General features: G+C 65.6%; 8 protein-coding genes. 1 reads left to right on the top strand and 7 read right to left on the bottom strand.

Annotated features, from left to right (window positions below; all coding sequences use genetic code 11):
* Positions 1-77 precede the first annotated feature (77 nt).
* The gene (locus tag YWC_RS0123665; protein ID WP_027867603.1) at positions 78-962 is read left to right on the top strand and encodes a restriction endonuclease; all 885 of its coding nucleotides are present in this window, start codon (positions 78-80) and stop codon (positions 960-962) included.
* Positions 963-969: 7 nt separating this feature from the next.
* Here YWC_RS0123665 and YWC_RS0123660 read toward each other — a convergent pair whose 3' ends face one another.
* The 7 genes from YWC_RS0123660 to YWC_RS0123630 form a co-directional block, all read right to left on the bottom strand.
* Positions 970-3315: a glycoside hydrolase family 127 protein gene (locus tag YWC_RS0123660; RefSeq protein ID WP_027867602.1), complete on the bottom strand. Its 2346-nt coding sequence runs from the start codon at positions 3313-3315 to the stop codon at positions 970-972.
* Positions 3312-4328, bottom strand: a complete 1017-nt coding sequence (locus YWC_RS0123655) for an arabinan endo-1,5-alpha-L-arabinosidase (protein WP_036215701.1) — start codon at positions 4326-4328, stop codon at positions 3312-3314. The genes YWC_RS0123660 and YWC_RS0123655 overlap by 4 nt, the downstream gene beginning before the upstream one ends.
* Before the next feature lie 172 nt (positions 4329-4500).
* On the bottom strand, positions 4501-6045 hold the full coding sequence (locus YWC_RS0123650) for an alpha-N-arabinofuranosidase (RefSeq protein ID WP_027867600.1): 1545 nt from the start codon (positions 6043-6045) through the stop codon (positions 4501-4503).
* Positions 6046-6070: 25 nt separating this feature from the next.
* Positions 6071-7999, bottom strand: a complete 1929-nt coding sequence (locus tag YWC_RS0123645) for a glycoside hydrolase family 97 protein (RefSeq protein ID WP_027867599.1) — start codon at positions 7997-7999, stop codon at positions 6071-6073.
* Between the two features lie 165 nt (positions 8000-8164).
* Positions 8165-8932 (bottom strand): SDR family NAD(P)-dependent oxidoreductase, encoded by a 768-nt coding sequence (locus YWC_RS0123640; protein ID WP_027867598.1) that lies wholly within the window; start codon positions 8930-8932, stop codon positions 8165-8167.
* 63 nt (positions 8933-8995) lie between these two features.
* Positions 8996-9988, bottom strand: a complete 993-nt coding sequence (gene araD1 / locus YWC_RS0123635) for an AraD1 family protein (protein WP_027867597.1) — start codon at positions 9986-9988, stop codon at positions 8996-8998.
* A 66-nt stretch (positions 9989-10054) separates the two neighbouring features.
* Complete coding sequence (locus tag YWC_RS0123630; protein WP_027867596.1) at positions 10055-11797, bottom strand: IlvD/Edd family dehydratase; 1743 nt, start codon at positions 11795-11797, stop codon at positions 10055-10057.
* Positions 11798-11833 lie beyond the last annotated feature (36 nt).

The raw sequence follows: 11833 nt of genomic DNA, 5'->3' as shown, positions 1-11833 counted from the left end.
GGGTTGAGACTGATTCAGCAGGGACAACTTCTGCATACTCGACTACTATTATTTCCATACGACAACATGGAATGGATATGGGTAGCCGCAGAAACAAGGGTTTGGTCAACGATCTGGTCGCGCTGCCCTGGCAGTTCAGCGCCGCGCTCGCAGTCAGCGCCTTCTTCGGCGTCCGCTGGATACTGCCGGGTTTTCTGCCCGAGCGCGGGCCGCTGTCGGCACTGAAACCGGATCTCGACGCGCTGTCCTGGATCGTTTTCGTCGCCCTGGCCTTCATGGCAGTGCTGGCGGCGCTGCGTACCGGGTTTCGAGGGTCAGACCATCGATCCGGATCCAGCCGGGAGCGTGCGCGCATGCGTGTCGTACCCGATGCGGTGCCAGCCCAGAAGCCGGGACCGACGCGCCTCCCCGCTGCACCAACGCTGTGGTCGAGCGAGGCGCTGCGCATGCTGGAATGGAAGCGCTTCGAGCTGCTCTGCGCCAGGTACTACGAAGCCGTCGGCTTTACCACGGCGACCCTGGCCGCGGGGCCGGACGGTGGCATCGACGTCAAGCTGTTCAAGGTCGATCCGGCGAAACCGCTGGCGATCGTTCAGTGCAAGGCCTGGAATACCCATCCGGTCGGGGTCAAGGAAGTTCGCGAGCTGCTCGGCGTGATGGTGCACGAAGGCGTCGGGAGAGGCATCTTCGTCACCACCGGGAGCTATACGCCGGACGCGCTGCAGTTCGGCGCGGCGAACCCGCTCCAGCTGCTCGACGGCGACGCGTTCGTCAAGAAAATCCTCGACCTCCCGCTCGACAAGCAGAAGGCGCTGCTCGACGTCGCCTTCGAAGGCGACTACCGCACACCGACCTGTGCCTCCTGCGGCACCAACATGGTCGCGCGCGACAGCAAGCGCGGCGCATTCTGGGGCTGCATCTACTACCCGCGCTGCAAGACGACGCTGGCGATGCGCGCCTGAAGCGCCGCTAGCGCAGCAGGCGCAGCCCGTACAGCCCGCCGGCCACCGATCCCGGCTTGGCCACGAAGCGCACCGACAACGCGTTCGGCTTGGCCTGCAGGATGGCCGCCGGCAGCGCGTAGTCGACGGTGTAGAACTCCTGGGCGGCATCCTTGGCAAGCGTCACTTCGGCCAGCAGCACGCCATTGACTTCGATATCGAAGCGCCGTCCCGCATCGGCCCGAGCAAAGCTCAGCCGCAGCAGCTTCGCCTCCCCTTTCGGATCCTTCAGCTCATAGCTGAACCACTTGCTTGCATGGCGCCAGTGGCGTCCGCCGTTCACGCCCGCATCGATGCCCTCGCCCTTGAAGAAATGGTCCGACTCCGGCTGCTGCTCGCCCGGCGCCACCTGGTCGATGGTACGGGCGTCCAGCGCCAGCCGGTCCGCTTCGCGCGCGGCATTCTCGGCCCGCATGCGCTCGAAATCAGCCGGCGTCGAATGCTGCCAGTACATCGTGTAGCGCGACTCGTGCAGGCGGAAGAAGGGAATGAATTCGGTCGCGCTGCCCGCGGCGCCCTGCACCAGCCCCGGGGCCGTGAAGGTCAACGGCTTGCCTTTCACTGGCTTGAAGCGGCGCAGGAACTCGAGCGAGTCGCTCACCAGCATCGGCGCCGCCTCCAGCGGACACACCGGCCCGCCCGCGATGTGGCCCATGCGCGACTCGTCGGCCAGGAAATTCAGCCCCTCGTCGCCGAACATGCGCGTCTTCGCGGCCAGCACGATCGGGCCGTGCAGCACGGCGTAGTAGTTCGACTTGTCCGGCATCTGCTCCAGGCGCGTGCTCATCGGCAGCTGCACGTCGACCCGGTCGCCCTTCTTCCACGCGCGCGCGACGCTCACGTAGCCGCCCGGCGCCGCATCGAGCTTCACCGCCTTGCCGTTCACCTTCACCACCAGCTTGCCGGCCGCGACCCAGCCCGGATAGCGGATCTTCATGGTGAAGCTGCCCGGCTCGTCCACCGTCAGCCGGGTGCTGCCCTCGTCCGGGAAGCGCGTCGACTGGGTAATGCGCACGCCCTTCTCGCGCCAGTGCAGCGTCGAGGGGATGAACAGGTTCACGAACAGCGCGTCGCCCTCGTGCGCGTAGATGAATTCGCCGTACTTGGCGTGGCTCTCGATGCCTGAGCCGACGCAGCACCACATGCCCTTGTCGACCTGCGAATACACACGGTAGTGATTCGGCCGCATCGGCGTGAAATAGACGAAGCCGCCCTCCGGGCGCTGCGAGGACAGGATGTGGTTGTACAGCGCGCGCTCGTAGTAGTCGCCATAGCTGCCCTTCTGCTCCGACTGAAACAGCATGCCCGTCAGCTTGAGCATGTTGTAGGTGTTGCAGGTCTCGGGCCCTTCGACCTCGCCAATCATGGAACCGAAGTCTCCAGTGTCGTGGAAGTGCTCCTTGACGCTGTTGCCGCCGATGGCCACCGAGCGGCGCTCGACCACCGTCTGCCAGAAGAATTGCGCGGCCCGGTCCAGGTCCTGGCGCCCAGTCATGTCGGCGATGCGCTTGAAGCCGATTACTTTCGGAATCTGGGTGTTGGCATGCAGGCCGGTCAGCTTGTCCTGCCCTTGCGCCAGCGGCTGCAACACAGCCTGGTGCGAAAAGCGCAGCGCCAGCGCAAGGTATTTATCGTCGCCGGTCATCTGCGCCACGTCGGCGAGAATCTCGTTCATGCCGCCATGCTCGGCGCGCAGCATCTGCTGCATCTGCTCTTCGCTCAAATGCGCGCTCAGACGCAGCGCCCAGTCAGACAGGGAGATCAGCATCGCGCGGGCATCCTCGTTGCCGGCGTAGCGGTGGGCATCGCGCAGGCCCGCGTAGACCTTGTGCAGGTTGTACCAGGGGACCCACTTGCCGTTGACCGAGAAGTTGCTGGCCTCCAGCTTGCCCGCCGCGATGTCGCGCCAGGCCTGGCGTCCGCCGGGAATGCCGCCGACATAGCCGTCGCCGTTCGCTCCCTGCGCGCGCTTGAGTTCCGCCACGAAGTAGTTCAGGCGGCGCAGCACCTCGGTGTCACCCGTCGCGGCATACATCAGCGCCAGCGCCGACAGGTAGTGGCCGCCCATGTGGCCGTCGAGCCCCGTCGATTCCCAGTTGCCGTAGCTCGGCTGGCGCGGGTTCAAGCCGGCCTCGCGCAGGAAGGGCGCCAGCAGGCGGTCCGGCTCCATCGCCATCATGTAGTTCAGGTCGGTGGCCTGGGCGTCGAGGAAGGGGCCGGGCTTCAGGCACACGTCGGCCAGGGGGAACAACTCGGCCGCCTGGGCCCAGGCGGTCGATACGAGCAAGGCAAGTGCGGCGAGACGGAGCTTCATGGCAGGCGGACGCTCTGGTAACGGTTGAGTTCAGACTGGTCGACGAGCGGCCAGCCGTCGCCGTCCCACTTCATCTCCAGCACTTTCAATTTTTGCTTGTAGCGGTCGGCGCTTTCATAGGCGTGCAGCACCATGACATCCTTGCCGTCGAAGGTATAGGCGCTGTTGTGGCCCAGCCCCTTCCAATCGCGGTCGCCCTGGATGACGAGCGTACCGCCGCCCTTGGCCATGTCCACGCCCTGGCGGTCGAGGTAGGGGCCGGTGATGGCTTTGGCGCGGCCGACCACGACCTTGTAGGTGCTGTCCTTGCCCTTGCAGCACAGGTCCCAGGAAGCGAACAGGTAGTACCAGCCGTTCTTCCTGAAGATGAAAGGCGCCTCGATCTGGGCCGGACCGGCCTCTTCGTCCGGTACGAAAGCCGGACGGTCGCGGCGGGCGATGGTGTGCCATTCCTGCGGTTCGGCCAGCTCCGTGCGGCTGGCGTCGAGCTTGACGAGCTTGAGGCCGGTCCAGAAGGAGCCGAAGGACATCCAGGGCGTGCCGTTCTCGTCGTCGATCACGTGCGAATCGATCGCGTTCCACAGGTCGCGGCCCGGGATGGACTGCAGCACCATGCCCTGGTCTTCCCACTTGTAGTTCGGCGAGCGCGGGTCGAGCGTGGTGTTGACCGTCACGCCGATGCCGGAGGTGTTCTTGCCGAAGCCCGACACCGAGTAGTACAGGTAGTAATTCCCGTTGTAGTGGTAGATGTCCGGTGCCCAGATGTGGTCGTTGAAGGTCGGCGCCGCCGTCCTGGCCCAGGTGGGCTGGCCGGCGAAGATGCGGCCTTCCGGCTTCCACGACTTCATGTCGGCCGAGCTGTAGAGGGTGATGCCGGGGCCGGTGCTGAAGAGGTAGTACTTGCCGCCCTCTTTCGCCATCACGGGGTCGTGGACTTCGAGTTGGGCGGCGGAGGCAGGGAGCGCGGTGGCGAGCGCCAGCACGCCCGCGCTGAGGCGTGAGAGTAAAGACATTGCAAACTCCTGAATTGTCGCGACCCGTAGGGTGGACGGGTCTTTGTGATCTGGTCCACTGGACCAGATCACTCCGCGCGTTCAACCACCCTATGCGGGACCAAACATGCGCGTGGCCCGCAACCGTGATTTGAACGCGCGGACGGCGGAGCCGTCCACCCTACGGAAAGCCTTACGCGTCTACCGACACGACCACCACCGACTTGGCCGGCACCTTCAGCGTCAGCTTGCCATTGACCGCCTTAGCGCTGTACGGGGCCGGCTTGATGGCCTGCGGCTTGTCGAAGGTGTTGTGCGCATCCATCGCCTCGGCAGTCAGCACCTGCCCCGTGGCGCCGGTCGCGGCCTGGCCCTTCAGGTCGATGTTCACGTCGCTGGCCTGGTTCGGATTGGTGTTCACCAGGGCCACGTAGACCTTGCCATCCTTGCCGCGCGCGCTCGATGCGCTGATGCCCGGGAGGCTCGCGTTGTCCACCGAGTAGGCCACGTCATTGTTCACGGCCGTCGGCAGCGAGGTCGCGTCCTGGAACGGGATGTACATCTTGTAGGCGTGGTAGGTCGGGGTCAGCAGCATCTTGTCCTTGTCGGTGATGATCATCGCCTGCAGCACGTTGACCATCTGCGCGATCATCGTCATGCGGACGCGCTCGGCGTGGGCATGGAAGATGTTGAAGTTCAGCGCCGCCACGACCGCATCGCGCAGGGTGTTGCGCTGGAACAGGAAGCCAGGGTTGGTGCCCGGCTCGACGTCGTACCAGGTGCCCCATTCGTCGACGTAGAAGCCGAGCTTCTTCTGCGGATCGTTCTTGTCGAGGACGGCGACGTTGCGGCGGATGAAGCCATCCATGCGCATGGTCTGCTGCAGGGTCTTGAACCATTCCGATTCGGTGAAGCCGGTCGCGGCGCCCTTCTTGTCCCACTCGCCGGTCGGCAGCGTGTAGAAGTGGAAGCTGATGCCGTCGGTGAACTTGGCGCTCTCGCGGCTGAGGACGTCGGTCCAGGTGGTGTCGTCGCTGTGGCCGCCGCTGGCGACCATCTTCGGACGCGCATTCGGCGGGGTCTTGAGGAAGGTGGCGTAGTGGTTGTACAGGTTCGCGTAGTATTCCGGCTTCATGTTGCCGCCGCAGCCCCAGGCTTCGTTGCCGACGCCGAAGAAGGCGACCTTGTACGGTTCCTTGCGGCCGTTCTTGCGGCGCTGCTCGGCCAGGGTCGACTTGCTGTCCGAGGTCATGTACTCGAGCCACTCGGCCATCTCCTGCGGGGTGCCGGAGCCGAGGTTGCCGTTGACGTAGGCTTCGGTGCCGAGGATGTCAACCAGGTCGAAGAACTCGTGAGTGCCGACCGCGTTGTCCTCGGCCACGCCGCCCCAGTGGGTGTTGACCTTCACCGGACGCTTGTTGCGCGGGCCGATGCCGTCGCGCCAGTGGTATTCGTCGGCGAAGCAGCCGCCCGGCCAGCGCACCAGCGGGACCTTCAGTTCCTTCAGGGCGCCGACCACGTCGTTGCGCCAGCCGCGGGTGTTCGGGATCTTCGAGTCCGGACCCACCCACAGGCCTTCATAGATGCCGGTGCCGAGGTGTTCGGCGAACTGGCCGTAGACGTTCTTGTTGATCACCGGGCCAGGCTTGGTGGCGTCGATGCTCACGTTCACCTGGGCGAAGGCCGAGGCCGATGCAAGGACGCTGAGCGCGAGGATGGTCGGTTTGAATACGTTCACTACTGTCTCCTGTTCTGTCGAACTCTTATTGGAATACGGCGACGAAGCCGCCGTGCGCTTTGATACTGATCTTGTGCTTGCCGCCCTTGCTGCCAGTGAAGCGCGACTGGCTGAAGGCGCGCTCGCCCTCGCCGTCGGTGATGAGGGTGCCGCCCGCTTTCCCGACGAAGGACAGGTCCAGCTCGAGCGATTTGTCGGCTGCGTCGGCATTCAGGCCGGCCACGTACCAGGTCTTCCCTGCCCTGCGTGCGATCACGACATGGCGCCCCGGGTAGCCATCGACGAAGCGGGTCTCGTCCCAGCTGCGCGGCAGGTCCTGCAGGAAGCCCTTCACGTAGGCCGGGGCGGTGGCCATGCCTTCCGGCGTGTCGGCGAAATGCTGGATCCCGGACAGGAACAGCACCGACTCGGCCAGCTCGAAGCCGTTGCGGGTCTTGCGCTGGATCTTCGGGATGTCGCCGAACACGGTGGGGGTGAAGTCCATCGGGTCGAACAGGTTGCGCGTGAACGGCAGCATCGCGGCATGGGGAGCAACCGCGTCCTGGTCGCTTTGTTCGAAAGTGGTGAATTCGAAGCCGCGCACCGCCTCCACGGTCATCAGGTTCGGGTAGGTGCGCGACCAGCCGCGCGGCAGCGTGGCGCCGTGGAAGTTCACCAGGAGGCCCGCCTTGGCGGCATCCTCCAGGATGTCGACGTAGTAGGCGATCATCGACCGGCCGTCGCCGGCGAAGAAATCGATCTTGACGCCCTTGACGCCCATCTCGACCAGCTTCGCGAATTCGCGGCTGCGCGCTTCGCGGGTGAGCAAGGCGCTTTTCGGGGTGAACGGGGTCTTGTTCCAGTCGCCCGACGAGTTGTACCAGACCAGGATGCCGATGTTCTTCCTGGCGCCGTACTGCACCAGCTCGCGCATCTTGGCGTCGCCGATACTGCGGTCCCAGCCGGCGTCCACCAGGGTGTACTCCCAGCGCATGTCTGCTGCGTAGTCGATGAACTTCTTCTGGACCTCGAAGACGGTGCCCTCATCCTTCAGCAGCGCCCAGCTCCACGAGGCATGGCCGGGCTGGACGCGCGCCTTGTCGAAAGCAATGGCTGGAGCGGCCAGGTCGGTGCCGAGCGTCGATTCGACCAGGGTCTTCATCGAACCGAGCGCGATCACCCGCCAGGGCGTCACCAGCTCGCCACGGCTTTCCGCGAGCAGCGCGCCGTTGGTGAACACTTCGGCGGCCATGGGAGGGGCTAACCGGTAGCGGCCTTCCGGCGATTCGGCGTCGAGGCGCGAGGCGTGGAAGCTGCCGTCCATGTTGGCCTCGGTCAGCGCCACCCAGGTGTCGCCGCTGCGGAACAGGGCCGGGAACACCCAGCCGGCGGGCATCGGGGACCGGGTGCCGACCGCGATCTCGCGCTGGTAGTGCTCTTCGTAGGACGGGTTGGTGTTCGACCAGCCGGTTTGCGCCACCGCCATTGGTTGCAGCCACGCCTTGGCGGACTTGTCGAAGCTGAAGCCGGTGGCCTCGGAGATGAACTTCTTGTGCGGCAGCGCCGGCTCGGCTACCCGATAGCGGAAGGCGACGCCGTCGTTCGAGACGCGGAAAGCCAGGTCCATGGCCTGACCCCGGGCGTTGCGCACGGTGTAGACCTGCTCGTTCGCGGCGTAGCTGATGTGGCGCTTCTTGCCGGTGGCAAGCTCATAGCTGTCGCGGACCGGCTTGATCGCGGAGGTGGCGGCGATCTTGAGCCCGGTCGCAAGGTCGGCGCCTTCCAGGCGCAAGCCGAGCGGCGACGGGAGGATGACGGGTTTGCCGTGGCGGGCGACGGCGTAGCTGAGCGTGCCGTTTGATGCGGCGCTGACGGTCACGGAAATGTGGCCGTCCGGGCTGGTCAGGGCGGCGGCGTGCGCCTGGGTGCTGAAGATGGCGACGAGCGCCAGGGTGGTGCGGGTCAGAGCGGTCATAGGCGTTCCTGGTACGTCGCTCCCGCGCAGGCGGGAGCCCAATTTCGTGGCGTGCAGAGAAACTTGGATTCCCGCCTTCGCGGGAAGTCATGGGCGCCAGTGGCGCGCATGACAGTTCGAAGTGAGAAGGTCGACGGAAGCGTAGCGGCACTCAGCCGCTACACATCACGTCCAGCCCGCGTCGACGACGAAATCCTGCGCCGTGCACATCTTGCTGTCGTCGGCGCCGAGGAACAGCACCATGGCGGCGATATCGTCCGGCATCAGCTTGCCCGGCAGGCACTGGGCCTTCTTGATCTCGAGTTCCGCCGCCTCGTCGACCCACAGGTCGATCTGGCGCTGGGTCATCACCCAGCCCGGCGTGACGGTGTTGACGCGCACGCCGAAGGGACCGAGGTCGCGCGCCAGGCTGCGGGTCAGGCCGATCACGGCCGCCTTGGTGGTGGCGTACACCGGATAGCCCGCGCCCTTGGCATGCCAGGACATGGAAGAGAAATTGATAATGGAGCCGCCGCCCATCTTCTTCATGCCCGGCAGGACTGCCTGCGCGGTGAAGAACATGGGGCGCTGGTTGATGGCGATGCGCTCGTTCCAGTAGTCGAGCGAGACCTTCTCGACGTCGTGGCGCTGGTCGTTGGCGGCGTTATTGACCAGCACCTCGAAGTCGCCCAGCTGTTCGGCCAGCTCGGCCATCGTGCGCTGCAGCGCGGGGATGTCGGTGATGTCGCAATGGCGGAACACCGGCGCGCGGTGGCCGGCATCGGCGAGCTTCGCGCACAGCGTTTCGCTCGCGTCTTTGGCAATGTCGACGAAGGCGACCACCGCGCCCTGCTCAACGAACGCCTTCACGATCGCTTCGCCGATGCCGGTGCCGCCTCCTGTCACGAATACCCGCCTGCCCTGCAGGCTGGGGTAGCTAGCCAACTTTGTCATGCATGTCTCCGTCCGTTCTTATTGTGAGGCGGCCTTGCTCTTCGGTCAATGTGCCGCCGATGCTTACAGTGGCTTCACCTTCGCGAAGCCGGTATCAACCACTGCCAGGCGGTTGCGCAGGGCCGGGCCGAACTGCGGCGACTCCACTTCGAAGGTCTCGCCGGCTTGTACCGAGATGTTGTCGGCGAAGCTCAGGGTGGCGGTGCCGAAGAAGTGGATGTGCACGTCGCCCGGACGCTTGAACAGGCCGTACTTGAAGTGGTGGTACTCGAGGTTCTCGATGGTGTGCGACATGTTCTGCTCGCCGCTGACAAAAGCCTTTTCCCAGCGCACCTGGCCGTCCTTGCCGAGGATGCGCGACGTGCCCGACACGTGGCCCGGCATCTCGCCCACCAGCAGCGCCGGTCCGACGCCGCAGTTGCGCAGTTTCGAGTGGGCCAGGTAGAGGTAGTTCTGGCGCTCGGTGACGTGGTCCGAGAACTCGTTGCCGATGGCGAAACCGAGGCGATAAGGCTGGCCATCGTCGCCGATCAGGTACAGGCCCGCGATCTCCGGCTCTTCGCCGCCGTCGAGCGCGAAGTCAGGCATCTCGATGTCCTGGCCGGTTGCACGCACGATCGAGCCGTCGCCCTTGTAGAACCATTCGGGCTGCACGCCCGGCGTGCCCGATGCCGGCTTGCCGCCTTCGACGCCCATGCGGAACATCTTCATCGAGTCGCTCAGGGACTCGACGTCGCCGCCGATCTTCTTGTGCATGGCGTCGCGGGTGTCGGCGCTGCCCAGGTGGGTCAGGCCGGTGCCGGTGACGTAGCAGTGGGCGGCGTCCGGGTGGTCGAGCGGCGCCAGGATACGTCCGGCCTGGGCGACGTCGTCGTAGTGATAGTGCTCGCTGGTGGCGGCGCTGTCGGCCAGCTGCGCCAGGCCGGCGCCGGCGGCGATGGCGGCGCGCGCGAGCTCGAGGGTCGTGGCATAGCCGCCGACGACGCGGATGGTGTTGTCGTGCAGGATGCCGATGCGGCGCTCCTGGGATTCGGTGATGAACTGTACGAGCAGCATGGCCCGGTCTCCGATGTCGTTATAAAAGAGAATGCGCGGCCGCCGCGGCGGCCGCGCTAGGCAGCGTCAGTGCGAGTGCTTCGGCACCGCCGACCCGCGACAACCGATCAGGAAGTCGAAGTCGCAGCCCTCGTCCGCCTGCAGCACGTGATCCAGGTAGAGCCGCTGGTAGCCGCTGTGCTGGACCGGCTTGTTCTGCTCGGCGCGCTCGGCCAGGCGGCTGCGGATCTCGTCGTCCGACAGCTCGATGTTCAGGCCGCCGCCGGCGCAATCCAGCTCGATCCAGTCGCCGTCGCGCACGATGCCGAGCGGGCCGCCGGCCATGGCTTCCGGCGCCACGTGCAGCACGACGGTGCCGTAGGCGGTGCCGCTCATGCGCGCATCCGAGATGCGCACCATATCGGTGATGCCCTGGGCCAGCAGCTTGGGCGGCAGGCCCATGTTGCCGACTTCCGCCATGCCCGGGTAGCCTTTCGGGCCGCAGTTCTTCATCACCAGGATCGAATTCGCGTCGACGTCCAGGTCGGGATCATTGATTCGCTGCTTGTAATGATCAAAATCCTCGAACACGACGGCGCGGCCGCGGTGCTGCATCAGGTGCGGCGAAGCAGCCGAGGGTTTCAGCACGGCGCCGCGTGGCGCCAGATTGCCGCGCAGGATGCGGATGCCGCCATCCTCGATCAGCGGGGTTTCCAGCTTGCGGATCACTTCATCGTTGTAGATCGGCGCGTCCTGGCAGTTCTCCCACAGGGTCTTGCCGTTGACGGTGAGCGCGTCCCGGTTCTTGAGCAGGCCGCCCTCGCCCAGGCGCCGGATCACGCCCGGCAGGCCGCCGGCGTAGTAGAACTCCTCCATCAGGTATTTACCCGACGGGAGCAGGTCGACGATGGTCGGGGTGCCCTTGCCGATCGCGGTCCAGTCTTCCAGTTCGAGCGGCACGCCGACGCGGCCGGCGATCGCCTTCAGGTGGATCACGGCGTTGGTCGAACCGCCGATCGCCGCGTTCACGCGGATCGCATTCTCGAAATTCTCGCGCTTGAGGATTTTCGACAGGCGCAGGTCTTCGTGCACCATCTCGACGATGCGGATGCCCGACATGTGGGCCAGCACGTAGCGGCGCGCGTCCACCGCCGGAATGGCGGCGTTGTGCGGCAGCGAGGTGCCGAGCGACTCGGCCATGCAGGCCATGGTCGAGGCGGTGCCCATGGTGTTGCAGGTGCCGGCCGAGCGCGAGTGGCCGGCTTCGGCGGACAGGAAGTCGTGCATGGTGATCTGGCCGGCCTTGGCCTGCTCGTGCAGCTGCCAGACGGCGGTGCCGGAACCGATGTCCTTGCCGTTGAGCTTACCGTTGAGCATGGGGCCGCCGGTCACGACGATGGTCGGCAGGTCGACGCTCGCCGCGCCCATCAAGAGCGCCGGGGTGGTCTTGTCGCAGCCCACCAGCAGCACCACGGCGTCCATCGGATTGCCGCGGATGGATTCCTCGACGTCCATGCTGGCCAGGTTACGGGTCAGCATGGCGGTGGGACGCAGGTTCGATTCGCCGTTCGAGAACACCGGGAACTCGACCGGGAAGCCGCCGGCTTCCAGGATGCCGCGCTTGACGTGTTCGGCCAGTTTGCGGAAGTGGGCGTTGCAGGGGGTGAGTTCGGACCAGGTGTTGCAGATGCCGATGATCGGCTTGCCCTGGAATTCATGGTCGGGGATGCCCTGGTTCTTCATCCAGCTCCGGTACATGAAGCCGTTCTTGTCCTGGGTCCCGAACCACGCCGCCGAGCGCAGCGTGGTCTTTTTCTTCGTCTCGGACATGCCTTCTCCTCGTTGTTTCCGCCACGGGAGGCTGGT

Source organism: Massilia alkalitolerans DSM 17462, assembly GCF_000427785.1.
In the GTDB taxonomy this organism is placed as follows: domain Bacteria; phylum Pseudomonadota; class Gammaproteobacteria; order Burkholderiales; family Burkholderiaceae_D; genus Telluria; species Telluria alkalitolerans.
The sequence above is the reverse complement of the archived record's forward strand: the minus strand, read 5'-3'. Positions and strand labels throughout refer to the sequence as shown.

Bases quoted from the DNA above. Each gene is read 5' to 3' on its own strand.
- YWC_RS0123660 (WP_027867602.1), bottom strand. From the start codon at position 3,315: ATGAAGCTCCGTCTCGCCGCACTTGCCTTGCTCGTATCGACCGCCTGG.
- YWC_RS0123630 (WP_027867596.1), bottom strand. From the start codon at position 11,797: ATGTCCGAGACGAAGAAAAAGACCACGCTGCGCTCGGCGGCGTGGTTC.
- YWC_RS0123640 (WP_027867598.1), bottom strand. From the start codon at position 8,932: ATGACAAAGTTGGCTAGCTACCCCAGCCTGCAGGGCAGGCGGGTATTC.
- YWC_RS0123665 (WP_027867603.1), top strand. From the start codon at position 78: ATGGGTAGCCGCAGAAACAAGGGTTTGGTCAACGATCTGGTCGCGCTG.
- YWC_RS0123655 (WP_036215701.1), bottom strand. From the start codon at position 4,328: ATGTCTTTACTCTCACGCCTCAGCGCGGGCGTGCTGGCGCTCGCCACC.
- YWC_RS0123645 (WP_027867599.1), bottom strand. From the start codon at position 7,999: ATGACCGCTCTGACCCGCACCACCCTGGCGCTCGTCGCCATCTTCAGC.
- araD1 (WP_027867597.1), bottom strand. From the start codon at position 9,988: ATGCTGCTCGTACAGTTCATCACCGAATCCCAGGAGCGCCGCATCGGC.